The following is a 23069-nucleotide window of genomic DNA, read 5'->3' on the forward strand; positions in this document are numbered from 1 at the left end:
TCCAACCCTGGGCGGGATCAGCTTCCGGAACGGTGTCGGGCCGTCGCCGGCGACGGTGAGCCGCCGGTCAGCGTTCGGCACCCGCCATGCGGTCACGGCGGTGGTGGGAAAGGCCGGTGTGGCAGTCGTCGCCGGGGTGGCTGTCCGGGTCGACGTGCACGGTCGCGCCGGTCAGGCGGGGCACCCGATGGGTGAGTTGGTGTTCGGCGTCGGCGGCGATCTCGTGGGCGGCGAGCAGCGACAGGTGGGCGTCAACGACGATGGCGGCCTCGGCCTGCATGCGATGCCCGATCCAGCGCAGCCGCAGGCCGGACACGTCCCGTACGCCAGGGATCTCGCGGAGCGCTTGCTCGGCCCGGTCCACGAGCTCGGGGTCGACGCGGTCCATCAGCCGGCGGTAGACCTCCCGGGCGGCGTCCTTGAGCACGAAGGCGATGGCGACGGTGATGGCGAGGCCGACGACCGGGTCGGCCCAGTCCCAGCCGAGCCAGGCGCCGGCGGCGGCCAGGACGACTGCAAGGGAGGTGAACCCGTCGGTGCGGGCGTGCAGTCCGTCGGCGACCAGGGCGGCGGAGCCGATGCGCCGGCCGACGGTGATCCGGTAGCGGGCCACCACCTCGTTGCCGATGAAGCCGATGACGCCGGCCGCGAAGACCCAGGGCAGGTGCGTCATGGTCTGCGGATTCAGCAGCCGGTCGACGGCGAACCACGCGGCGGTGACGGCGGAGGCGGCGATGACCAGCACGACGAACACGCCGGCGAGGTCCTCGGCGCGGCCGAAGCCGTAGGTGTACGCCCGGGTGGCGGCGCGCCGGCCGAGCAGGAAGGCGATGCCGAGCGGTACGGCGGTCAGCGCGTCGGCGACGTTGTGCAGCGTGTCGCCGAGCAGGGCGACCGACCCGGAGAACACCACGATCAGCGCCTGCAGCGCCGCGGTGACGCCGAGCCCGATCAGCGAGATCCACAAGGCCCGCATGCCTTCGCGCGAGGCCTCGAGAGCGGAGTCGACCTTGTCGGCGCTGTCGTGCGAGTGCGGCGTGAGCAGGTGACCCACCCGGCGCCACCAGCCGTCGCCGTGCTGATGGTCGTGGTCATGCCCGTGGTCATGGTCATGGTGGTGCTCGGTCATCGGATCGATCCCCGAAGTGAAGCAGGCGGATGCTGGATCTTACCCAGCGTATGTGCACCTTCACGTTTGCGACAACGCGGTAACTGCGAAGGAGCTGCAGAAACGTCCCTTGGCGACAGCTTGGTGAAGGCAATTGCGCAGGACTGCCGTTACGGGCAGCTCATGTATCCGTCGACGTCCGCCTCTACTGAAGACGCAGTGGGCGGTGACCTGAACTGTCACAGGTAGGCGCGCAAGTTTGTGGCGAACGCGGCCGGGTCGGTCAGGTGGGTCGCCGGGAGTCGTGCGGGTGCCGCGCGCTGCGTAGGCGGAGCTGCGAGCCAGTGCTCGTAGGTTTTGAGCAGTGCGGGGTCTTCGCGAGGTTCGGCGTACGAGAGGAAGGCCGTAGGCACCTCCTCGACGGTTGCGGCACCCGTTGGCCCGTCGACGGCGAACACGCGATGGGTGGCGTACCTGTCGGCGAAGGTGAGGGCCAGCCCGGCCGACGCGTCGTGCCCGACGACGATGGGAGCGCGCGTCGAGCCGAGGCTCTGCACCAGGGTGGCCAAGTCATCGGCGATGCGGGCCATGGAGCAGTCGTCCCGGATCGGCGACTGGCCGTGGCCCGGCAGATCCGGGGCGACGACGGAGCAGTGGCCGGCCAGTTCGGCCGCGACCGGCCACCACATGGTGCGGTCGAAGAGCAGGCCGTGCAGGAGCAGGATCGGGCGTCCGGTCGTGCCCCAGCGGTCGTAGGCGAGCAGGTTTCCGGGGGTACCGGCGATCTGAGTGTTGCGCAGGACGGGTTGAGGATCCATGGAGCGTCGTCTCCAGCGGGTGCGAACGCGAGGCAGACGCCGGTCACGAGGAGCGGCGCGTGCGGGGGCAGTCGGGGGCGAACCCGCTGCTACACGCGCAAGACGCCGGAGAGTGCCAGCGGTGGCGGGGCGGCCGCGAAGGATTCGTCAACCGGCACGACGTCTGCCTCGGGCCGGGCAGGCGCAGCCGAGACGGCAGCGACCGTGGCGACAGGGTGCAGTCGATGGCTCGGAGTGGGCGTCCATTCGCTGCCGTGGTGGTGCTCGTGATCCAGGGGCGCTTGGACGACGGCAGCGTCGGCCACGGTGGTTGCCTCAGCCGTTCCGGTGGTGTGGTGGGCGCTTCCGGCCGACACGAGCACGCCGGCGCTCAGGGCCAGCAGGATCATCACGAGGGCGGGCAGCCGCTGCGGACGCACACGCGCCCACCGCGACCGTCCGCCCCGCATCATGCCCCCAGAGTACGTGGCCGGCGAGATGCTCACTCGGGCGTGGACCGCCGGGCGCCGTCGCGCAGTAGGCGGAGCCCGTTCAAGCCGACGATGATCGTCGAGCGCTGTTCGACCCTTTCGATGAACCGTTGCGTCCTGGCCTTGGTCGCGCTCGCCTGCTCGACCAGCGCGACGATGCGTGCGACGACGCTTTCCGCGGCCGGCCGGGCGACCTCGACGCGCAGAGCGCCCGTGCCGTTGACGGCGCCGGCGAATACCTCATCACCGGGCTGCTTGCCGACCGGACTCGTAGATCACCCAGTGCCGCGCCGACGCGCTCGGCCGAAATGCCGGGCTGTCGTCGAGGACGCTGCGGTGCACCGGGTTGAAGTAGGCGACGATCAGCCGTCGCGGCGTCGCCTTGAGCGATGCCTCCAGGTTCGCCACGACCGAGGCCAGTGTCGCGGCGCCGAACGGGTTGAACAGGAAGACGACGCTCGGATCGGCCGGGAAGGCGTAGTCCACCGCGTCGGTGGTGAGCACGGTTGCCGCCGGGAGGCCGGCTGTGTTGGCCCGGGCGATGTGGCTGAGCCGGTCGTCGAGCTCGACACCGATCACCGCGCCGAAGCCGTGCTCGGCGGCCAGGACCAGGGTCCGGCCCTTGCCGCAACCCAGGTCGATCAAGGTGAACTCCCGCGGATGCTCGATCGGGAGCGCCCGTAGCAGTTCGCGGAAGTGGTGCATGGGGATCGGCGAGTAGGCGACCGCGTCGTCGTACGTGGCCGCTGCCGGGCGCGCTGTGCCGTTATCGGCTCGCGTGTCCAGGTTCATCCGCCGATCCAGCTGCTGCTCCTGCCATCGGTGTACGGGCCGGGCGATCAGTTCGCCGAGCAGCCGTACGGTCTGGCCCAAGGCGGCGGGCAGGCCGCCGGCCCGGTAGGACTCACCGACGGCTCGGTGCAGTGTTGTCGCGCGCCGCCGGACCGTCAGGCTCGTACGGCGTACCAGGGAAAGGTCTTGCATGTCTGCCTCCATGCCGCGGCCGCGATGCCGCGGTTGAGTGGGGGACGTCAAACAGCGCAGCGTTCGCCGCTCCCACGCGTGGCGCGGGAGGACCCAGGAACGTGAACTGACCTCAGCAGACAGGCGGCGCGCGGCCGGCGACGGCGTACGCCCAGACCAACCGCCGCCACGGCCGGTCGTCCGGGGCAGGCGGCCGGGGCCGGGCAGTGACGGCCGGCTCCGGGACCGGCCGCACCACCGGGATGCGGACACCGCCGGTGAGCCGGACCCAGTACAGAGAGGTGCCCGCTCCGAACGCCGCATGCAGCAGGGCGCCGAAGACAATGACGATCGGCGGGGTGCTCTCCAGACCGAGGACAGTGTGTTCGATGGCGTCGGCAGTCAGGAACGCCACCGTGGACAGGCCGGTGGCCGGGGCAACGGTGTTGCGGTTCTCTGATCGCGAGGCGGGCCGGAATCCGCCGACGAGCAGGGCCGCGACCAAAGCCGCCGCGGCGAGCGCGCCCGTGACCACGGCCGCGGCGGCGGTCACCTCATGGACGTGACGCCCGGAGGAGCTCAGTACACCCTGGTGGCTGTGCGCGATGAACCAGAAGTTCAGCGTGTGCGCGACCAGCCAGCCGAACGCCCCGACGGCCACAGCCGAGCCGGCAGTGACCAGATCGGCCCTGCCTCCGGCGCGTCGACTTCGATTCGGCACCATCGCTGCCCGCAGCGTATCCGCGGGACGTTCAAGGTCACCTCGTCCTGTCAGCCGATGGAGGTACCACCAGTCCGGTCTCGTAGGCGATCACCACCAGCTGCGCGCGGTCATGGGCGCCGAGTTTGGCCATCGTGCGGTTGACGTGAGTCTTGACCGTGTGCGGGCTGACCACGAGGCGGTCGGCGATCTCGTCGTTGGACAGCCCCGAGCCGACGAGGGCCAGGATCTCGCGTTCCCGGTCGGTCAGGCCGGAGAGCCGGGCGGGCGGGACGAGCCGCCCCGGATCGGGGCGGGCGAGGAACCGGGCGATGAGGCTGCGCGTGGCCGCAGGGCTGAGCAGGGCCTCGCCGGAGTGCACGAGGCGGATGGCGTCGAGCAGTTGGTCCGGTTCGGCGCTCTTGCCGAGGAAGCCGCTGGCGCCGCTGCGCAAGGCCGCGAAGACGTACTCGTCGATTTCGAAGGTCGTCAGGATGAGCACGTGGACGCCGGCCAGATCGTCGTCGGCGGTGATCAGGCGGGTGGCGCCGAGGCCGTCGAGCTCGGGCATCCGGATGTCCATCAGCACGACGTCGGCGCGCTCGGTGCGGGCCAGCGTGACCGCCTCGGCGCCGGTGCGGGCCTCGCCGACGACGGTCAGGTCCGGCGCGGAGCGTACGAGGGTGGCGAACCCCGCCCGGACGACGGGCTGATCGTCGGCGATGACCACGCGAATCACGTCGCTACCCCGCCCGGCAGTGTGGCGGCCACGAGGAAACCGCCCGACGGCCGGGGACCGGCGCGCAGCGACCCACCCACCGCCCCGACCCGCTCACGCATCCCGGCGATGCCGTGACCCGCGGCCGGCACCGCGCGCGGTCCGTCGTTCTCGACGGTGAGCTGCAGCTCGTCTCGGCGAAAGCACATGGTGATCTGTACGGGCTGACCGGCGGCGTGTTTGCAGGCGTTGGTCAGCGCTTCCTGAATGACCCGGTACGCCGTGAGGTCGACGGGCCGCGAGAGAGCCGGCGGCGCCCCTTGTCGGTGAACGTCGACGCGCAACCCGGAACGCCGGAACGACGCCAGCAGATCATCCAGCCCCGCCAGGCCGAGAGTGGGCTCAACCGGCGCGGCAGGTTCGCCCGGCTGGCGCAACAAGCCGACCGAGTCGCGCAGTTCCTCCAGCGCCGCCTTGCTGCCGTCACGGACATGCCGCAGCGCCTCGCGCACCTCCGGCACCGGGTCTGTCAGCAAGTGCGCCGCCACGCCGGCCTGCACGTTGATGAGGGCCAGCTGATGACCGACGCTGTCGTGCAGATCGCGGGCGATGCGCAACCGTTCCTCCGCCACGCGGCGCTGAGCGTCCAGCTCGCGGCCGTGCTCGCTCTCGGCCAGGTAGCGGCGGCGATGCCGGGCGGCCGTGCCGGCGGCCACCGCCAGCGCGCCCAGGGCCACCAGGGTCAGGTTCTCCGGCCCCAGCACACGGCTCGGCGCATAGAACGTATGGAAGGCGCCGATCGACAGCACCACCACGCCACCGAGCACCAGCGACCGGCGGCGGTCCGAATGCTCAGCCACCGTGTAGAGCGCCACCAGCGGAGCGCTCAGCGCCAGGATGCCGTTGTCCCCGCGATACCGCGCCATGTACACCTCGGCCGCGACGGTGCTGACGGCCAGGACGGTGAACGGCAACCGGCTTCGTAGCAGCAGCGGGGCCGCCGCCGCGGCGGCCAGCAGCACCGCGACGCCGTCGTGCAGGTGATCGCCGCCGGCCCGGCCGAGCAGCGTGGCGACGAGGACCGCACCGGCCACGGCGCCATCCGCGACATGCGGGCGGCTGAAAGCCTCCATGAGCACACGGTAGGGGTGCTGCGGCTCGGAGACGATACCGCGGTTGCTGTACGCCGAAGATGCCGCCGCTGGGCGACGACAAGAGCCCTTCGTCCGGACACAGTCAGGTCCATGAGCCATGTGACAGTGACCGGCCTGACCAAGCGGTTCGACGCCGTGGAGGCCGTCAGCGATCTCAGCTTCGAGGTGACGCCTGGGATCACCGGCTTCCTCGGTCCCAACGGCGCCGGCAAGACCACCACCCTGCGCATCCTGCTCGGGTTGATCCGGCCGACCGCCGGAACAGCCACCATCGACGGCAAGCGCTACGCCGACCTTCCGCATCCCCGCCGTGCTGTCGGAGCAGTCCTCGAGGCGACCGGCTTCCACCCCGGCCGCACCGCCCGCCAGCACCTGCTGATCTTGGCCACCGGCAGCGGCCTGCCCGCTGCCCGGGTCGACGAGGTGCTCGATCAGATCGGCCTCGCCGCCGATGCCGGCCGGCGCGTCGGCGGGTTCTCGCTCGGCATGCGCCAGCGACTCGGCCTCGCGGCGGCGCTGCTCGGCGACCCCGCCGTGCTGATCCTCGACGAGCCCGCCAACGGCCTCGACCCGGCGGGCATGGCCTGGCTGCGCAAACTGCTCCGCGAGCAGGCGGATCAGGGCCGCACCGTGTTGATCTCCAGCCACGTGCTGGCCGAGGTGGCCCAGACCGTCGACCGGGTCATCGTCATCAGCGGCGGCCGGTTGCGTTACTCCGGCGCCCTGGACCGACTGGCCGGGGACGGGCTCGAGAGCGCGTTCCTGCGGCTGACCGAGGAGGCTCCCCGATGATCGTGCGCGCCGAGATCCGCAAACTGCTCACCACCCGTACCCCGCTGATCCTGTTCGCCGCCGCGCAACTGCTCGTCATCGCCGGCATCTCCGGAGTCATGGCCAGGCGCGACGACATCGCGGCCACCGAGACGCAGCGGGCCGCCGTCTCGCACATCGGCCTGGTGTCGCTGTTCGCGCTCGTCCTCGGCATCATGGCGGTCGCCGGCGAGTACCGGCACCGCACGATCTCCGACACGTACCTCACGACGCCCGACCGCGCCCCTGTCGTGCTGGCCAAGCTCGGTGTCTACTCGATCGCCGGGCTGGTCTTCGGCGTGGCCGCCGCCGCGACCGCCCTGGCCTCGGCCGCCATCTGGCTGGCCGCCCGAGGCGAGTCCCTGGCCGTCACCTCCGGCGACCTCTGGCAGACCATCGCCGGTGGCATCCTGTGGAACGCCCTCTTCGGCGCGATCGGCGTGGGCGTCGGCGCGCTGATCACCAACCTGATGGGCGCGATCGCCGCCGCCCTCGCCTGGATCGCCCTGGTCGAGGGCATCGTCGGCCAGCTCGTCGGCGACGCCGCCGGCTGGCTCCCGTTCGCCCTCGGCTCGGCCCTTGACACGCTGCCGACCGCCACCGACGGCCCGCCGCAGTGGCTGGCCGGTCTGGCGCTGGCGGCCTACGCCGTGGTCTTCGCGGCCGCCGCCACTCTGACGACGGTACGGCGCGATGTCGTCTGAAACCCGGCCGAGGCGTACGAGGAGCGGCGCTTCGACGTTGCCCGGCCCATGCCGGCAGGCGAGTTCGCTCGGCCGATTTCAGGGTCCGGGTGCTCCAGTGGTTCTGATCCGCCCCGTATCACCCACCGGCGTCGCAGCGGGACCGGCTCGATGCCGTGCGCCGCCGCCGCTGTCGCCACGCCGGCGATTCCTGTCGATCACCGCTGCTCTTCTTCCCGCGACCGCGGAGCCAGCACCACCACCGCCGTCTCCGTCGGCCGCAGCGCGGCGTACGCGTCGAGCTTCCGATCGATCTCCCGCCAGCGACCCCACAGCCGCGCCCGCTCCTCCCCGGTCGCCGCGTGTGCCCGTACGAGCCGCCGCCCGTCCGGCAACTCCACAGTCGCCTCCGGGTTCGACCGCAGGTTCAGCCACCACGCCGGCTCGGGTTTCCCCCACCCGTTCATCGCCAGCGTCACCACATCCGGCCCGTCCTCGAAGTAGGCCAGGATGACGCCGCGCTCGACCCCGCTACGCCGCCCGATCGTGGTCAGCCGCATCATCCCGTAGCGCCCCGCGCTCGGCCGTCGCAACCCGACCCGGCCGCCGCTCACCCGGTACAGCGTCCGATGAACCGACCAGGCGAACCGAATGAACCAGCGCGGGGGCAGCCACGGTCGGGTCGCCTTCTCGTGCACAGACATGTGTAGGCCTCCTCCGGCAGGATCACCTCGCCGTCACCCTAGGATCGGTGGCCGTGGCGAAGCCAGAGCCGAAGGTCATGTGTTGCCACCGCCTGACCCGCGACCACCAGCCGGCCAGACGCGGGTCCGGAGGGCGGTTCCGGCCTTGCGCCGGCAACACCTCCAGGCGCAGCTGAACCTTGCGGCCGGCGCCGGTTCGCCGGTCCTCCGCCGCGGAAGGAAACGGGGGGCGCTCGCGAAGACCACCCGCTCCGTCGATGCCGGTTCCGCGGGACGGAACGCTCGGAGCACAGGTCGTTCGCCCCTGGTGCGGCCGATCGGACGCGGGTGTCGTAGACGTCAGCACGATCCGACCGTCCCCGTGGGGCCGCGCCTCGCAACCTGGAAGTGCCGTCGTCCGCGGGGGCCTGATGAGGGAGGACGGAAGACATGCCAAATCCGGTGGTGCACTGGGAGATCGGCGGTCGTGACCTCGAGACTCTGCAGGACTTCTACGCCAAGGCGTTCGGCTGGACGATCCGCGACGGCGGCCCCGGTTACCGCATGGTGGACCGCGTCGGCGGCGGGCTCGGCGGCGGCCTGATGCAGGCACGCGAGCAGGCCCCGCCGTACGTGACGATCTATGTTCAGGTCGAGGATCTGGAGACCGCCCTCAAGCTGATCGGTGACCTGGGCGGAACGCCGCTCGTCCCACCGACCCCGATCGACGACTCGATGTCCTTCGCGTTGTTCCGCGATCCCGAAGGCAACGTCGTCGGGCTGCTTCGCGCTGCCACCCCGATCACCGACTGACAGGTGGCGCACGGACCCCAGCGGCATGAGCGGGTCCGGTCGCCGTGGCGGGCCGGCGATGGGTTCCTTGGGCATCGCCGGCCAGGGACCGGTGGCCGGGTTCAGGATCAGGCCATGAACCGGCTTGGCGGCCCGCGACGGTGGCACCGGTCTGCCGACCCATAGGGAGTCGCCCTGAGGCTTGGCTGGCTCAGCCGGGGCGGTCCGCCGGGGTGAGTTCGAAGACCGGGTGCCGGCCGGCCTCGGCGACGAAGTCGGATACCGGCGCGTCCGGTGCGGCGTCGAAGTACGGCCGGGTCGGCCGGGCGATCAGGATGTATTGCTTCAGCACCGGACCGGCCTCGTCCGCGCCCACCTCCCGGACGGCGTAGTGCGTCGTGTGCCCACGGCGGCTGAGCGTCACCCGGCCGGCTGCACGGGCGTTCAGCACCCAGGCCACCGCCCCGTACGGCGCCACCAGGAAGCGCCGGTCGTCGCGCTCGATGAGGGTGACCGGGGTGGTGCGCATCCGGCCGGTTCTGCGTCCGCGGGTGGTGAGCAGGTACGAGTGCGGGACGAGACCGGCGCGGATCAACACGCTCACGACGCGGTCCCCGATCCGGCGTGCGCGTGTCATGTGGAAGGCGGGAGCTCTGTCGGTAGTCATGATGTCCACCACGACCTTTCTGGCGCGCCCAGGGCGCGCCCCGATTCGTGACGCCCAGCCGGGACCGGACGGTTTCTCAGCGGAAGTAGCCGGCGTGCTGGTCGAACTGGCTGCCGACCGTGCCGACGATCTGGCCGCGGTCGCCCAAGGCGTTGACGGTGACGTGGTCGGGGATGCCGGCCGTCGTCAGATCCCGCAGGACGCCGTCCTGCCAGAGGAACGGATGCATGGCGCCGGAAGCTGTCTCGGCGAAGCCCACAACCTGACCGCGGTCGTTGACGTCGATCGCGTATGCGGCCTCACCACCGAAGGTGCCCAGGTCGAGGAAGGTGCCCGACTGCAGCAGGTACGCGCGGCTGGTGATGAAGCTGGCGTTCCCGACGATCCATCCCCGGTCGTTGATGGCGACCGGCGACCAGTCGTCGTATCCGGCCGGCGCGCCGAGGTCGTACGTCCGGCCGCCGAACCACATCGTGGCCCCGGTCCCGCCGACGTGGTCCGTCCCGATGACCTGGCCGCGGTCGTTGATGTCCCATGGGTACCCGGTGCCGAGCTCCGTCATTCTCCCGTCCCGCCACCGGAACGCCCGCTGGCCCGCGGTGGTGTACCGGGTTCCGACGACCTCGCCCCGGTTGTTGATGGCGGTGGCCATGCTGTCCACGCTGCCGGGGTCGATGTCGGTCAGCGTGCCGTGCCGCCAGACGAAAGCGTGCGCCGTGGACTGTTCCGGATCCCAGTGCACCACACTGAATCCGGCCACCTCACCGCGGTTGTTCACCGCCGTCGCCCGTCCGTACTCGCCCTGGCCCGGCTGCAGCACACCGAGATCGGTCAGCCGGCCGGCTGACCAGAGGAACCCGTGGGTGCCCGAGCCGGCGGTGAGTGATCCTTCGCCGACGATGTCGCCGCGATCGTTGATGGCCCGGGCCTCCCCGCCGAATCCCAGATCCACGGCCTCGTAGCGCCTGGTCGCCGCGGCGGCGCCGCCCGGCGCGACTGTCAGCGCCAGGACGACCGCGGCCGCGGCTCCCAACGCCCGGTCCACGTTGCTGAACATGGAGGTCTCCCTTCCCTCCCTGTGTCGTAACGCGGGGCGGTCCGCGCCGCGAGAGGCGAAAGGCCCGACTTTCCGGGTGACGATCGCATCCGGCGTCTTCGCCGCACGAGGAACGGAGACGGGTCAGCAGGGGCCGAAGTCCCCTTCCCGGCGGACCTTCGGCAGATCTTTGTCCCGTGAGGGCGGGCGCGTCATTCCTGGCGCACTACCATCGTGTGCCATGAGCGACACCACCCTTGCGCTCCTGCCCCTGATCCTGCTCGGCGTGGCCTTCCTCGGTTACTGCTTCTACGACCTCTCCCGCCACGAGGTGCGTTACCTGCCCAAGTGGGCCTGGGCGCTGATCTGCGTGATCTCGATCCCGCTCGGGGGAATCGTCTACCTGCTCGTGGGCCGTGGCCACCGGTGATCGTCGAGACCTCGGCGTTGACGAAGCGCTACGGGGCACACGCCGCTCTGGACGGTGTCGATCTGGCCGTCCCGGCCGGCTCGGTGTACGGGCTGGTCGGGCCGAACGGCGCGGGCAAGACCACGCTCCTGGGCATCCTCGCCGGGCTTCGTCGTCCGACCAGCGGATCGATCCGGCTCGAGGTGGAGCGTGACCGGGTCGCGACTCTGCCCGACACACCACAGTTCGATCCGTGGCTCACCGGCCGGGAAGTGGTCTCGCTGGCGGCTCGTCTGGCTCCTTCGACGCCGACCGGCAAGGTGGACGAGGTGCTGGCCGAGGCGGGGCTCGCCGAGGCCTCCGCCCGCCGGGCCGGTGGCTATTCGCGCGGCATGCTGCAGCGGCTGGGACTGGCCGCCACCATGGTCGGCGAACCGTCTCTGCTACTCCTCGACGAGCCGGCGTCCGCCCTCGATCCGGCCGGCCGCCGGGAGGTGCTCGACCTGATCGCCCGGCTGCGCGGCCGCGCGACCGTGATCTTCTCCAGTCACATCCTGGCCGACGTGCAGGAGGTCTGCGACCGGATCGGCATCCTGCGCGACGGCCGCCTGCTCTTTCAGGGCAGCCTGGATCAACTGCTGGTGGGCCGGGCGACGCCCTCGGTCGAGCTTCGTCTGCGAAGCGGTGGTGATCAGGCCGAGGCGCTGCTGCGGCGCCAGGATTGGGTGACTTCGGTACGTCCGGGCGGCGCCGGGCTGATCGTCGGGGTACGCACGATGGACGAGGCGGAGACCCACATGGCCGGCGTGCTCGCCCAGTCCGGCGCGAAGGTGATCAGCGTCGGCCCGCGCGAGGCCGAGCTGGAGGACGTGTTCCTGGAGCTGACGTCATGACCCTGTGGCGCCTGGAACTGCTGCGTCTGGTGCGGACGCGACGCCTGGTCGCGCTCCTTGCGGTGTACGCGTTCTTCGGCCTGACCGGCCCACTCACCGCCCGCTATCTCGATCGGATTCTCGATGCCATCGGCACCGAGGGCGTTCAGGTGCAATTCCCCGAGCCCACGCCGGCCGACGGCATCACACAGTTCGTCGGCAACGCGTCGCAGATCGGTCTGCTCGTCGTCGTCCTGGTCTCGGCGTCGGCGCTGGCGTTCGACGCGCGCCGGGAGATGGCCGTCTTTCTGCGGACGCGGGTCGCCGGCGTACGCTCGATCGTCCTGCCGGCGTACGCGATCAACGTCGCCGGCGCCGTGGCCGGCCTGTTGCTCGGTACGGCCTGTGCCTGGTACGAGACAGCGATCTTGCTGGGCGCCCCACCGGCCACCGCCATGCTGGCCGGGATCGCCTACGGGTCCGTGTCCCTGGCGTTCGCCGTCGCCCTCGTGGCGTTCATGGCCGCCCTGGTGCGGAGCGTGCTCGCGGCGGCGGGCAGCGCGCTGGCCGTCTTGCTGCTCATCGGCATCCTCGGCAGCGCCGCTCGGGTGGGCACGTGGCTTCCCACCGGGCTGCTGGGCGCCCTCGGCGAGCTCACCGCCGGCCGGGCGCCCGGCGACTATCTGCCGGGCCTCGCGGTGACGCTGATTCTCATCGTCCTCGCGTTGACCGGCGCGGTCCGGCTCGGTGACCGCCGCGAACTCTGACGTCCGGCCGACCGGTCGCACAGCGGGCCACGGCGCCGCGCCGGACCACTGAGCAGTCCGGGTCTTCGGGTGCGCCCAGCTGCGGCAGGCCGGGTAGGTACCCCTGGGGATCTCTGGTACCGCGAAAGTGCGTTCTTGCGACGCACGATCCGGCGAGTCGAGGATTGGTATGCGTGAGGAACCTACACGCCTGTCGACAACCGATCGGATATCACGATGCACCTTCCCAGCTACTCGTCCCTGCACGTACGCCTCGCCGGCGGCGTCGCCACGGTGGCTCTCGACCACCCGCCGGTGAACACGCTGGACGGGCAGATGATGCTCGACCTGCATGATCTGCTCGGGCGCCTGCGGGCGGACGACACCACCCGGGTGATCGTGTTCGAGAGCGCCCACGACGAGTTCTTCCTCGCCCACGTCGACTTCGGGATCTTCGACAGCTACCCGGCTCTGGAGGCGGTCCGGAAGGACTATCTGCATGTCAACGTCCATCAGGGGATCGGGGAACTGCTGCGCAGTCAGCCGCAGGTCACCATCGTCAAGCTGGCCGGCATCGCCCGGGCCGGCGGTGCGGAGTTCGTGGCGGCCGCGGACATGACGTTCGCGGGCACGGAGCGTGGGAAGATCGCGCAGAGCGAGGTCCTGCTCGGGATCATCCCCGGCGGCGGTGGAACCCAGCTCCTGCTCGAAAAGGCCGGCCGCAACCGTGCGCTCGAGGTGGTGCTGGGAGCCGACCTGTTCGATGCGGAGACCGCGGCGCTGTACGGATGGATCAACCGCGCCGTTCCCGACGCCGAACTCGACGCGTTCGTGACCCGGCTCGCCGGCAACATCGCGGCGCTGGACCCGGGCGTGATCGAGGGGGTCAAGCGCGCGCTTCCGGCCGCGGATCTCACGCGCGGCCTGAACGTGGAGCACGACGAGTGGTACCGGCTCGTCGGCGGGGACGCGCCGGGCCGGAAGATGAGGCTCGCGATGGAGCGGGACCTGCAGACCGCCGGGCCTGAGCGTGATCTCGAAGGCTTCCTGCGGCAGGTCTCGGCCGACATCTGAGCGCCGGCCGCGGAGACGCCGTCCGGGCCGGGGCTACCGCGGGAATGCGCGCTCGGTCGAGACCCTTGTTGGCGCCCGTGACGACGGTGGACGTGGCGGTGTCCGTGGATGTTCCTTGCGGGAGAGGGCGGGTCGTCGGCAGTACGTACCTGGTTGTCGAGGGAGGTGTAGGTTCCTTGTGCATACCACACTGGCCGGGCCGCCAGTGCTGGTCAAAAACGCACTCCCGGAGCACCAAGGATCGGAAGGGATACCCATGCCCGTCACCGCCCCCAGTACGAGTCCCCGATTCGTCGTGGATTGCCCGACCCGGCCGATCCTGGACCAGGTCGCCGACAAGTGGACGATGATGGTGCTGGCCGTGCTGGAGGAACCCACCCGCTTCAACGAGATCCGCCGGCAGCTGGAAGGCGTCACCCAGCGTGTCCTGACCCAGACGCTGCGGCGTCTGGAGCGCAACGGCCTGGTCGTCCGCCGGGTCCTCGAGACCTCGCCGGTCGGGGTCGAGTATTCCCTCACGCCCCTGGGCGAGTCGTTCCGCGAACCGTTCACCCGGCTGTACGAATGGGCCCTGGCCCACAGCGACGAGATTCAGGAGTTCCAGCGCGCGTACGACGCCCGAAACGCCTAGTTGTTACTCCAGCAGGAGATCCGGCGGTAGCCGGAGAGTCAAGAAAACGGTGACAAGGCCGGTCCGGGTCCGCGCGAGCGGTGCAGCACCTGGTAGCTCACCGAGCCGAGTTGCCAGCCGGCGATGCCGCCGCTGCCCAGGACGACGAGCCCGGCGTGCTGCGACTCCGCGCACAGGCTCGGCGTTCCGCGGAGGACCCGCATTCCGGGGACCTTCGTCCCTGCCGACACGGTGCGCGCCGCCATACGATCGGAACTGGAGCAACGAGGGAGGCCGACCGTGATGAGGACGTGGACTGTCGATGATGTGATGACCCGCGCGGTGGTGTCGGCCGAGCCTGCCACGACCTACCGAGAGCTCGTCGACCTGCTGGCCGAGCGGCGGATCAGCGCCATACCGGTGATCGACGAACTGGGACGGGTCCTGGGCGTGGTTTCCGAGACGGATCTGCTCCGCAAGGTCGAGTACGCCGGTGGCAGCGAACCGCGTGTCTTCGACGGCCCGCGCCGCCGGGACGACCTCCGCCGCTCGCAGGGGCGTACCGCGGCCGAGCTCATGACCACCCACCCGGTCGTCGTGCCCGGGGGGACCTCGATCATGTCGGCGGCCCGGACGATGGACCGGGCGGGCGTCAAACGGGTTCCGGTGGTCGACGTCCGCGGCCGGCTGATCGGCATAGTCACTCGAGGTGACCTGCTGAAGGTGCACCTGCGGTCGGACGGCGAGATCCTCGCCGATGTCCGGATCAACGTCGTGGAAAGGTTCCTGCCTGAGGAAGCGGAGACTGTCCTCGTGAACGTGGTGGACGGTGTCGTCACGTTGGCCGGAAAGGTCGACCGCTGGTCGTCCGCGGATATCGCCGAACGGCTGACCCGCCAGATCGCCGGTGTCGTCGACATGACCTCCACGCTGGAGTACCGCTTCGACGACAGCCAGGTCCACGGCTCGCGGTTGGGGTTCGGCACGCGCTGACGGGCGTCACCCCACGGGGTGAACCACGTCGGCTGTCGTGTCGCCGCGCCCGTTGTCCGCGTCCGCAATGGTGCGGCCGTTGCCGGTGTCAGAACCATTGATGCAGTTCGGCGGTCGATGCGAGGTCCCACGTGGCCGGTCGCCGCCGACGCGGTTCAGGATGTGCCATGGGCGGCCGCGTCCAGGAACATCGCGGCGCCGGACATCGTGGCCAGCCTCGGATAGTCGTCCTCGTCGATGCGCCGGCCGCTCCGCTCGCTCAGCAGCTCGACGAAACGTAGGAAGTCGAGCGAGTCCAGCTCCAAGGCCTCGCGAAGGTCCGCGCCAGGCTCCAGGTGGTCGAGGTCGGCCTCGGGCGCCACCTCACGCAGCGTCGTACGGATCATCGTCATGGTCTCCATGTGATTCACAGCTCCTCCGGTCGTTCCAGCAGCCGGGCGAGGGTGCGCAGATAGCGGGCGCCGGTCGCCCCGTCGGTCGCCCGGTGGTCCGCGGCGAGGCTCACGGTCACCGTCCGGCGTATGCCGAGAAGGCCGCGCACCGCCCACGGGCGCTCGGTGACGGTTCCGTATCCGACGAGCGCGACCTGCGGGGGATAGATCACCCCGATGATCGATTCAACGCCCTGTTCGCCGAGGTTGGAGACGGTGATGGTCGGGCTGGACAACTCCGACGCGCGTAGCCGCCCGGCTCGGGTCCGGGAGACCAGGTCCTTCAGCCGGTCCATCAACTCGTCCAGGTTCAGCGTGTCCGCCTCCGCCATGGCCGGCGCCACCAGCCCGCCGCCGCGTAGCGAGATCGCCACACCGAGGTTGACCGTGGGTGCGGGCAAGAAGGCTTCGTCGATCCAGAAGCCGTTCAGCTCGGGCACCTCGCGCGCGGCGCGGGCCGCGGCCTTCAGCAGCAGCGCCGCGGGGACCACGCGTCGCGGCACCGGCAGATCCTGGTTGCGGTCATGCAGCCAGGCGAGGGCGTCGGTGAGGTCGATCGTCTCGGTCAGGTAGTAATGCGGGATCTCGCGCTTGGACCGGGCCATGAGCGCGGCGATGGTGGCTCGCATGGCGGCGGCGCGCCGCGCGGCCTGCTCCGCGGTGGTGGGCACCGCGGGTTCCGCGGCGGGCGGGGCCGGCCGGGCGACGGCGGGCTCGGCACCTTCGACATCGGCGGCCCGGATGATGCCGGCCGGGCCCTTTCCGCTGATGGCGGACAGGTCTATGCCGGTCTCCCGGGCGAGCCGCCGGGCTCGTGGCGAGACCCGGCGACGGGCCGGCCCGGCCGGCGGCGGCGCGGGGGCCTCGACGGCGTGCTCCACGTCCAGCCGGGTGACCCGGCCGCCCGGCCCGGTGCCGTGCACGGTGCCGAGGTCGACGTGCCGCGCCGAGGCGTCCCGGCGTACCAGCGGCGACAGCACAGGCGCCGCCGGGTGACCGGTGAGCGGCGGCGGGGCGATCGGCGCCACCGGTTCCTCTTCCCCGATCAGGGCCAGGGGGGTGCCGACCGGTACCTGGGTGCCCGGCTCGACGAGCAGCCGCCGGACGGTGCCGCTGGTGAAACACTCCACCTCGATGGCCGCCTTGCTGGTGTCCACCACGGCGACGACGTCGCCTTTGTGGACGGTCGCCCCCGGCTGGACCAGCCATTCGAGCAGCGTTCCCTCGGTCATGTCGGCGCCGAGCGAGGGCATCCGGAACTCAGCCATCGCCGTTCACCAGCCCGGCCGCGGCCGCCTGGACGTCCTCCGGCTGCGGAAGCGCCGCGTGCTCGAGGGCGGCGGCGTACGGCATGGGCACTTCGGCTGAACAGACCCGGCTGATCGGGGCGTCCAGCTCGTAGAAGGCCTGCTCGACGATGCGGGCGCTGACCTCGGCGGCCAGGCTGCCGGAACGCCACGCCTCGTCGACGATCACCACGCGGTGGGTGTGGGCGACGGACTCCATGATCGTTTGATCGTCGATCGGCCGAAGTGTCCGCAGATCCACGACCTCGGCCTCGACGAATGCTTGCCTCGACCATGTGCACGCTGCGGCAAGCGATGCCAGGGCCATCGGTTGGCGGCGGGCGGGCCGTCGGTCCCGAGCGTCATCGAGGAGCCGGTCCGTACAGGGTGGGCACCTCGGCCGTGCAGCTGCGCACGCTGCCGTTGCAGACACACCGCAGGCGGCTACGACGGGGCATCCACCGGCGACACCCGATGGCTGCAGAACACACTGCGGCAGGCGGGCCGCGACTTCGACGTATGGATCGGTCTGGACCCGGACGGCAGCCTCACCGTGGAGCGGTCGTCAGCGGGGAGCCGGTGACTCACCGGTCATCGCCTAGATCGCCCAGCTGGTGCACGGCGGCCGCCACATCGTCGCTGTCCAGAGCCACGGCGGCCTCGGCGAAACCCTGCCGGATGGTTTCTTTTCTGCCGCTGCCCACCAGGTCGAGCAGGGCTGTCACAGGCCGGTTCTCTGCCAGATAGAGGGCGCTGAAGGTGCGGATCCCGCGGTCGAGTGCGGCTTCGGCGAGCATTTCCACCAGCGCGGTGGCCAGACCGGCCCGCCGCCATGCCGGGTCCACGGCGACGGCTATTTCCGCGGCACCGGCCGCGCTGTGTTCGTAGCGGGCGATGGCGATGCCGTCTGCGGTGCATGGGTCGGCAGCGATCAGGGCGAACCGCTTCTGGTAGTCCACCGTGCAGAGGTGTGCCAGCAGCGTCGGCGTGATGCGCGGCGGTGACCCGAGGAAGCGGCGGTACAGGGTTTCCGGGTCGGCGGTTCGGATCGCCTGTGCGAGGTGAGCGCTGTCCTCGGGAACGATGGGGCGAATGAACGCCCGCCGCCCGTCCGAGAGCCGTAAGTCGCGCTCGTACTCACGCGGGTAGCCCGGCGGTACGCCGTCTGGATGCTGCGCAAGCGGCTTCATCGTATCCATGGTGGTCGACTGCAGCTCGATTGACCGCCGGCCGAGTTGCTCATAGGTCCGGGACGTTCGTCACGGCCGGTCGGGCGGTGCGGCGATCAACATTTCGTACGCGCGCCGACCGGCCTGACCGGCGCGGGTGGCGTCCGGTTCCTCGGTCGAAGGCTGGTGCAGGCCATGCGCCAGTCCGCCTTCTGCGGTCTTTGCTCGAGCTCCGGCTCAGCCGGCGGGCGTCACGATGCCGTAGTGGCCGTCGTAGCGGTGGTGGGGCAGCCGTCCGCGGCCGTCGGTAGCGTCGGCGCAGAACAGGAATGGCTGCCCGGTCGACATCGGCGGTCGTGGCCGGTTGCCGGTCGATAAGTCCAGGGTCTAGCCGCCGTCACCGAGCCGGCGGCCGAGTTCCGGCTTGCCGAGGTAATCGGCGAAACCGAGGACGTTGCCCCACGGGTCGTGGATCTCGAACGCCCAGCCGGTCGGGATCCGGAACGGCGGGCGCAGCGGCCGCACCCCTTTGACGGACAGTTCCTGCGCGGCGGCGCGGGCGTCCGGCACCTCGAACCAGACCTTCTGCCGGCCGGCGGGCGGGTCGGCGACTCCCACACCCAGCCCGGGCGTCTCGTCCCCGACCTGGAACAGCGCCGTGGACATCTGGTCGAACCGTTTCGTGACGGGGAAGCCCAGTACGTCGCGATAGAACTCCACCGCTCGGGCGAAATCGCCGACCGGCACGAACACGTTGTCAATCCCCAGCACTTTCACCGGGATCTCCCTTCCCTCGTGCGCATCAGCCTCGATTCTTCGCGGGTTTCGTGGAACTCGGACAGAGCCGGACAGCCCACCCCGGTGAGGCCACAGGGCCATGCGCTGCCGCGGCGATCCGGTGCAGCCCGGCCGGCGCCCTGGCCAACCGGCCCGCGGGCAGGGACGAAGGTTTCGACCGATGAGGTTCAGCCGGGAATGGTTCCCGACCCGTCGAGGACCAACGGCCCTGTCGCGGGTCGGGCGCCGGAGGCTACGTTGTGGGGTTGAGGGTCGGATGTATCCGCGTGAGTGAATCCGTTTGCCCTGCCCCGCTGGATCTGTCCGGCCGGATGTCGCCCGCACGTAGGGAGGAGATCATGGCCATGATGTTCACGTCCGCACGAAATCTGGTTCGGCTTCTCGCGGTGCTGCTCGTCGCCGGAGGTGTCGTGATGGTGACCGAGCCGGTCCAGGCCCAGGGCCGGTCTGCCGTCGGTGTGGTTCCGGGTTCGGCCTTTCTGCAACCACGGGACCTTGGTGGCGTGCAGGCCCGGCCGGCGGACGACGGGTACGCCCGGCACTTGCGCCCGCCGTTGCCGGGAGGTGCTCAGCGTTATCGTAGCCAGGCGTCGCTGCGCGCTCAGGGCGCCGTGGTGATCGATTACCCGACGGCTGACTTCCACACCGCGCTGGTCGAGCACGTCGCCGTTTACCGGGGCGCCGGTGCCGCCCGATATCTGCGTGAGCTGCGTACGGTGTTGCGCTGTGGCGGACGCACCGACGCGGTGGGGCAGTGGACGGTCGTGCGCGCCGGCGTGGCGGGGCGGGACTCGCTGCTCATCCGGTTGCGGGAGCGTTGGGAGTACCCGGACGGGCAGCCGTTGACCCACACCACGTACGTGATCGTCGCCCGCGCCGGCCGCGCCGTCGTGGTGCTGGCCGATCTCGGATGGGAGTACGGCTCCGGCGATCGCGTCACGGTCCAGCGGTTGATCGGCCCGGCGCTGCGCCGGGCGGCGACTCTCGGACGGACGGAGGCCTGAGATGGCTCGGCTGGTACGCATCCTGGTGGCAACGACCTGCGCGATCGTTGCCACAGCGGCCGCCGCCGGACCAGCCGCGGCCGGCGAGGCGGCGCGGCTGCCCTGGCAATACCGGGCGGTGCCGCTGGTCGGTGTGGACGGTGAACGGGCCGGTGCGTTCGCGATGAACGACAGCGGGCAGGTGGTGGGCCAGTTCGAGACCGCGGATCGTGCCCTGCATCCCTTCCGGTGGGAACGCGGGCGGATGACCGACCTCGGGGTTCTGGAGACAGGCCCGGACGAACGCGGCATGGCCCGGGACATCAACGCCCATGGCGACGTGGTCGGCAGCAGCGACCGCGGTGGCCTTCAGCGGGCGGTGTTGTGGCGGCGAGGCCACATCGTCGACCTCGGAGATCTGGGCAGCGGATCCAGCTACGCCTCGGCCATCAACGACCGTGGACAGATCGTCGGCACGAGCTGGACCGCCGACGGCGAACCACGCGGGTTCATCTGGCAGCACGGACGGATGCGCGACCTCGGCGTCGGCGGATTCACCCAGCCCCTCGACATCAACAACAAAGGTCAAGTGGTTGGCTGGTCCGGCCGGGGCGTCGAGGGACCACAGTACGCGTTCCTGTGGCAACACGGCACGGTGACATGGTTGACGACCAGCACGAGGAGCCGAGCGCACGCCATCAATGACCGCGGTGAGATCGTGGGCAGCATCACCGACGGGACCACCGAGCCGATCAGCCGCGCCGTACGCTGGCTGCACGGCAGGATGACCTTCCTCGGGTCCCTGCCGGGCGGCAATGCCAGCGGCGCGGTCGCGATCAACGAGCATGGGGTGATCCTCGGCAGTGGCAACGTCGCGCCGTTCTCGGCCGACGAGCACGCGTTCCTCTACAGCCGTGGAACCCTGCGAGACCTCACCTTGGCCGGCGTGCCGGCGGAAGTGGCCCACGGTGTGCGCGACATCAACAATCGGGGTCAGTTGTTGATTGCCGCGACGCTCTACATCCCGGTTGGACGAGATAGCGGTGCCGTCTGATTCGAATCTGTGCACATGAAGATGGATGCTGGCATTGAGCGTATGGCGACGTGAACGGGTCTCCTGGTCGGCGATGCCGGACGTCGATGCGTTGGTGCCTCCTAACTGGATGACGTGCCGCACCTCGATGAGACGAACGCTCGTACGGTGATCTTCGCCTGTTTGGCCGGTCTTGCTGGGGCCGGTGAATCCATGGCCGTGGTCGGTGGCGAGGTATGGAAGTTGGCTGCGCTTGTCCGCGGTAGTCCCTGCGGTCGACGATCTACCCGCGGCTTACGGCATTCGATGAGGAGCCCGTCGATTGTGGGCGGTCAGACGGTTGCGTTGGTCAGCAGATCCCGTAGTTGGGCCGCGGTGGGGATGTGCCCGGCGAGGACGACGTGATCGTTGACGACGAGGGCGGGCGTGCTCATGACGCCGTAGCCGACGATGGTGGGATAGTCGGTGACGCTGGTGACCTCGGCTGTCAGGTTCAGTTCGGCGAGCGCGTCGCGGGTGAGCCTCTCCAGGGTGTGGCAGTTGGTACAGCCGGGCCCGAGGATCTTGATGATCATGGTTCCGTTCCTTTCAGAGGATGGCGTTGAACAGGTAGCCGGTCGCCACGATGGCGGTGGCGACCACACCGACGAACGCGGCGAGTAGTGGTGGTTTGAGGACGCGGCGCAGCAGGATCAGTTCGGGTAGTGAGAGCGCGACGACGCTCATCATGAAGGCCAGGACGGTGCCGATCGCCATGCCTTTGGCGTACAGGACCTCGACCAGCGGCAGGATGCCGGCGGCGTTGGAGTACAGCGGCACCCCGATGGCAACGGCGACCAGCGGGCCGAACGGGTTGTCCGGTCCGGCGACGCGGGTGAACAAGTCCGCCGGTGCCCAGCCGTGGATCACGGCGCCCAGCCCGATTCCGGCGAGCAGGTAGGGCCACACTTTCCGCAGGATCGTGGCGACCTCTTCGCGGCCCATCGCGATGCGGTCCGGCCAGGTCAGCTGTTGCCCCGGCACGACGGGAGTGCCGCGCAGGGTGGTGTGGTAGACAAAGTCCTCCACCCAGCGCGCCGGGCTGATCCTGCCGAGGACGTACCCCGCGATGGTGGCGATCAGCAGTCCGGAGATCACGTAGAGGGCGGCGATGCGGGCGCCGAACATGCCGTAGAGCAGCACGACGGCGACCTCGTTGATGAGCGGGCTGGCGATCAGGAACGACAGGGTGACGCCGAGGGGCACTCCGGCGGCGACGAAGCCGATGAACGCCGGTACCGCGGAGCACGAGCAGAACGGGGTGGCGACCCCCAGTCCCGCTGCGGCGAGGTTGGCGACGCCTTCGCGGCGCCCGCCCAGCAGGGCGCGGGTGCGTTCCAGGCTGAGGTAGGAACGGGCGATCGTGATCATGAAGATGATGCCGGTGAGCAGCAGCAGGATTTTGACGCTGTCGTAGAGGAAGAAGTGCACGCCGGATCCCAGCCGGGATCCCGCGTTCAGTCCGATCCATTCGTAGACGACCAGGTCCCACCACGGCCGGTTCAGCTGATATGCGATCAGCCATGAACACGCCACGGCCACCAGCGTCACACCCCGCGCGGCCGGTCGGCGCCAGCCGCCCACGGCCGGTGCGGGCTGCGATCTGCTGGTCATCGCGGCCTGCCTGGGAAGGTGGGAAGTGCGGCCTGAAGCCGGGCGGCCGCGTTGTCGGCGATGGTGTAGTCGACCCAACGGCCCCGCCGCCGGGCGCGCACCAGGCCCGCCTCACGCAGCACCTTGAGGTGGTACGACAGCAGATTCGGCGCTACCGCCGCGACCGGCTGCAGATCGCAGACGCATCGGGTCCGGCCGTCGGCCAGATGGGTGAGCAGCCGCCACCGCACCGGGTCAGCGACCGCACCCAGCAGCGCCGCCGATTCGATCGTGCTTGCTGCAATCGCCGTTGAAGTGTTCACCCTCGCAGCATCCACCGACCGTCGTTGGACTGCGTAGATCCTGTCGACTCGTTCGGCAGGGACTGATGGGCCATCGGCGTTTGCTGACGCGAGGCCGGATATGCCGTC

Annotated in this window: 30 protein-coding genes and 1 pseudogene; 11 read left to right on the top strand and 20 right to left on the bottom strand. The window is 70.3% G+C overall.

Annotated elements, in window-relative coordinates:
- Positions 1-67: 67 nt before the first annotated feature.
- From C8E87_RS27945 to C8E87_RS27975, 8 genes and pseudogenes are all read right to left on the bottom strand, one after another.
- On the bottom strand, positions 68-1129 hold the full coding sequence (locus C8E87_RS27945; protein WP_133875837.1) for a cation diffusion facilitator family transporter: 1062 nt from the start codon (positions 1127-1129) through the stop codon (positions 68-70).
- 218 nt (positions 1130-1347) lie between these two features.
- Entirely contained in the window at positions 1348-1926 is a 579-nt protein-coding gene (locus tag C8E87_RS27950; RefSeq protein WP_133875838.1) for an alpha/beta fold hydrolase, read from the bottom strand.
- Between the two features lie 89 nt (positions 1927-2015).
- On the bottom strand, positions 2016-2378 hold the full coding sequence (locus C8E87_RS27955) for a hypothetical protein (protein ID WP_133875839.1): 363 nt from the start codon (positions 2376-2378) through the stop codon (positions 2016-2018).
- 29 nt (positions 2379-2407) lie between these two features.
- A pseudogene (locus C8E87_RS27960) lies at positions 2408-2605 on the bottom strand (hypothetical protein); the annotation flags it as partial.
- 34 nt (positions 2606-2639) lie between these two features.
- Positions 2640-3380 carry a class I SAM-dependent methyltransferase gene (locus tag C8E87_RS46690; RefSeq protein WP_166661259.1) on the bottom strand — a complete coding sequence of 247 codons (741 nt, stop codon included), beginning with the start codon at positions 3378-3380 and terminating at the stop codon, positions 2640-2642.
- A 112-nt stretch (positions 3381-3492) separates the two neighbouring features.
- The gene (locus tag C8E87_RS43870) at positions 3493-4083 is read right to left on the bottom strand and encodes a hypothetical protein (protein WP_166661260.1); all 591 of its coding nucleotides are present in this window, start codon (positions 4081-4083) and stop codon (positions 3493-3495) included.
- 34 nt (positions 4084-4117) lie between these two features.
- Complete coding sequence (locus C8E87_RS27970; protein ID WP_133875841.1) at positions 4118-4798, bottom strand: response regulator transcription factor; 681 nt, start codon at positions 4796-4798, stop codon at positions 4118-4120.
- On the bottom strand, positions 4795-5910 hold the full coding sequence (locus C8E87_RS27975; RefSeq protein ID WP_166661261.1) for a sensor histidine kinase: 1116 nt from the start codon (positions 5908-5910) through the stop codon (positions 4795-4797). Before C8E87_RS27975 ends, C8E87_RS27970 begins: the two co-directional genes overlap by 4 nt.
- 111 nt (positions 5911-6021) lie before the next feature.
- Here C8E87_RS27975 and C8E87_RS27980 point away from each other — a divergent pair, with 111 nt between their 5' ends.
- The gene (locus tag C8E87_RS27980; RefSeq protein ID WP_133875843.1) at positions 6022-6723 is read left to right on the top strand and encodes an ABC transporter ATP-binding protein; all 702 of its coding nucleotides are present in this window, start codon (positions 6022-6024) and stop codon (positions 6721-6723) included.
- The gene (locus C8E87_RS27985) at positions 6720-7445 is read left to right on the top strand and encodes an ABC transporter permease (protein WP_133875844.1); all 726 of its coding nucleotides are present in this window, start codon (positions 6720-6722) and stop codon (positions 7443-7445) included. Before C8E87_RS27980 ends, C8E87_RS27985 begins: the two co-directional genes overlap by 4 nt.
- A gap of 197 nt (positions 7446-7642) precedes the next feature.
- On the opposite strand, the gene C8E87_RS27990 is transcribed toward C8E87_RS27985, so the two are convergent.
- The gene (locus C8E87_RS27990; RefSeq protein ID WP_133875845.1) at positions 7643-8128 is read right to left on the bottom strand and encodes a nitroreductase/quinone reductase family protein; all 486 of its coding nucleotides are present in this window, start codon (positions 8126-8128) and stop codon (positions 7643-7645) included.
- Between the two features lie 429 nt (positions 8129-8557).
- Here C8E87_RS27990 and C8E87_RS27995 point away from each other — a divergent pair, with 429 nt between their 5' ends.
- Entirely contained in the window at positions 8558-8920 is a 363-nt protein-coding gene (locus C8E87_RS27995; RefSeq protein WP_133875846.1) for a VOC family protein, read from the top strand.
- A gap of 190 nt (positions 8921-9110) precedes the next feature.
- Here C8E87_RS27995 and C8E87_RS28000 read toward each other — a convergent pair whose 3' ends face one another.
- Both C8E87_RS28000 and C8E87_RS28005 read right to left on the bottom strand, forming a co-directional pair.
- On the bottom strand, positions 9111-9503 hold the full coding sequence (locus C8E87_RS28000) for a nitroreductase family deazaflavin-dependent oxidoreductase (RefSeq protein WP_203720730.1): 393 nt from the start codon (positions 9501-9503) through the stop codon (positions 9111-9113).
- Positions 9504-9642: 139 nt separating this feature from the next.
- Positions 9643-10623 (bottom strand): hypothetical protein, encoded by a 981-nt coding sequence (locus C8E87_RS28005; protein WP_133875848.1) that lies wholly within the window; start codon positions 10621-10623, stop codon positions 9643-9645.
- Positions 10624-10843: 220 nt separating this feature from the next.
- Between C8E87_RS28005 and C8E87_RS43875 the strand changes: the two genes are divergently transcribed.
- The 5 genes from C8E87_RS43875 (at position 10844) to C8E87_RS28025 (ending at position 14334) form a co-directional block, all read left to right on the top strand.
- On the top strand, positions 10844-11032 hold the full coding sequence (locus tag C8E87_RS43875; RefSeq protein ID WP_166661262.1) for a PLDc N-terminal domain-containing protein: 189 nt from the start codon (positions 10844-10846) through the stop codon (positions 11030-11032).
- Positions 11029-11904 (top strand): ABC transporter ATP-binding protein, encoded by an 876-nt coding sequence (locus C8E87_RS28010; RefSeq protein WP_166661263.1) that lies wholly within the window; start codon positions 11029-11031, stop codon positions 11902-11904. Before C8E87_RS43875 ends, C8E87_RS28010 begins: the two co-directional genes overlap by 4 nt.
- Positions 11901-12650, top strand: coding sequence for an ABC transporter (locus C8E87_RS28015; protein ID WP_133875850.1), 750 nt, complete (start codon positions 11901-11903; stop codon positions 12648-12650). The genes C8E87_RS28010 and C8E87_RS28015 overlap by 4 nt, the downstream gene beginning before the upstream one ends.
- A 216-nt stretch (positions 12651-12866) precedes the next feature.
- On the top strand, positions 12867-13703 hold the full coding sequence (locus C8E87_RS28020) for an enoyl-CoA hydratase/isomerase family protein (protein WP_133875851.1): 837 nt from the start codon (positions 12867-12869) through the stop codon (positions 13701-13703).
- A 256-nt stretch (positions 13704-13959) separates the two neighbouring features.
- Entirely contained in the window at positions 13960-14334 is a 375-nt protein-coding gene (locus tag C8E87_RS28025) for a winged helix-turn-helix transcriptional regulator (RefSeq protein WP_133875852.1), read from the top strand.
- Between the two features lie 38 nt (positions 14335-14372).
- Here C8E87_RS28025 and C8E87_RS28030 read toward each other — a convergent pair whose 3' ends face one another.
- Positions 14373-14537 carry a universal stress protein gene (locus tag C8E87_RS28030; protein WP_133875853.1) on the bottom strand — a complete coding sequence of 55 codons (165 nt, stop codon included), beginning with the start codon at positions 14535-14537 and terminating at the stop codon, positions 14373-14375.
- A 79-nt stretch (positions 14538-14616) separates the two neighbouring features.
- On the opposite strand from C8E87_RS28030, the gene C8E87_RS28035 reads away from it, so the two are divergent.
- Positions 14617-15306, top strand: coding sequence for a CBS domain-containing protein (locus C8E87_RS28035; protein ID WP_133875854.1), 690 nt, complete (start codon positions 14617-14619; stop codon positions 15304-15306).
- Between the two features lie 155 nt (positions 15307-15461).
- Here the strand turns inward: C8E87_RS28035 and C8E87_RS28040 are convergent, their stop codons facing one another.
- The 5 genes from C8E87_RS28040 to C8E87_RS28060 all read right to left on the bottom strand — a co-directional run bounded on the left by C8E87_RS28040 (position 15462) and on the right by C8E87_RS28060 (position 18969).
- Positions 15462-15707 (bottom strand): acyl carrier protein, encoded by a 246-nt coding sequence (locus tag C8E87_RS28040; protein WP_239080336.1) that lies wholly within the window; start codon positions 15705-15707, stop codon positions 15462-15464.
- A gap of 5 nt (positions 15708-15712) precedes the next feature.
- Positions 15713-17005 (bottom strand): dihydrolipoamide acetyltransferase family protein, encoded by a 1293-nt coding sequence (locus tag C8E87_RS28045; RefSeq protein ID WP_133875855.1) that lies wholly within the window; start codon positions 17003-17005, stop codon positions 15713-15715.
- Positions 16998-17351 (bottom strand): transketolase C-terminal domain-containing protein, encoded by a 354-nt coding sequence (locus C8E87_RS28050; protein ID WP_133875856.1) that lies wholly within the window; start codon positions 17349-17351, stop codon positions 16998-17000. Before C8E87_RS28050 ends, C8E87_RS28045 begins: the two co-directional genes overlap by 8 nt.
- A gap of 256 nt (positions 17352-17607) precedes the next feature.
- Positions 17608-18222, bottom strand: a complete 615-nt coding sequence (locus C8E87_RS28055) for a GNAT family N-acetyltransferase (protein WP_203720728.1) — start codon at positions 18220-18222, stop codon at positions 17608-17610.
- A gap of 357 nt (positions 18223-18579) precedes the next feature.
- Positions 18580-18969 (bottom strand): VOC family protein, encoded by a 390-nt coding sequence (locus C8E87_RS28060; RefSeq protein ID WP_203720727.1) that lies wholly within the window; start codon positions 18967-18969, stop codon positions 18580-18582.
- Between the two features lie 359 nt (positions 18970-19328).
- Between C8E87_RS28060 and C8E87_RS28065 the strand changes: the two genes are divergently transcribed.
- Both C8E87_RS28065 and C8E87_RS28070 read left to right on the top strand, forming a co-directional pair.
- Complete coding sequence (locus C8E87_RS28065) at positions 19329-19994, top strand: hypothetical protein (protein WP_133875858.1); 666 nt, start codon at positions 19329-19331, stop codon at positions 19992-19994.
- Position 19995: 1 nt separating this feature from the next.
- Complete coding sequence (locus C8E87_RS28070; RefSeq protein WP_133875859.1) at positions 19996-21027, top strand: hypothetical protein; 1032 nt, start codon at positions 19996-19998, stop codon at positions 21025-21027.
- Positions 21028-21338: 311 nt separating this feature from the next.
- On the opposite strand, the gene C8E87_RS28075 is transcribed toward C8E87_RS28070, so the two are convergent.
- Genes C8E87_RS28075 through C8E87_RS28085 form a run of 3 tightly spaced genes read right to left on the bottom strand, consistent with a single transcriptional unit; the run spans position 21339 to position 22961 of the window.
- A complete protein-coding gene (locus C8E87_RS28075) occupies positions 21339-21581 on the bottom strand; it encodes a thioredoxin family protein (RefSeq protein ID WP_133875860.1) in 243 nt (80 codons plus the stop codon).
- Between the two features lie 13 nt (positions 21582-21594).
- Positions 21595-22659 (bottom strand): permease, encoded by a 1065-nt coding sequence (locus C8E87_RS28080; RefSeq protein ID WP_133875861.1) that lies wholly within the window; start codon positions 22657-22659, stop codon positions 21595-21597.
- Positions 22656-22961, bottom strand: coding sequence for an ArsR/SmtB family transcription factor (locus tag C8E87_RS28085; protein WP_203720726.1), 306 nt, complete (start codon positions 22959-22961; stop codon positions 22656-22658). Before C8E87_RS28085 ends, C8E87_RS28080 begins: the two co-directional genes overlap by 4 nt.
- Between the last annotated feature and the right edge of the window lie 108 nt (positions 22962-23069).

This window comes from Paractinoplanes brasiliensis (assembly GCF_004362215.1).
In the GTDB taxonomy this organism is placed as follows: domain Bacteria; phylum Actinomycetota; class Actinomycetes; order Mycobacteriales; family Micromonosporaceae; genus Actinoplanes; species Actinoplanes brasiliensis.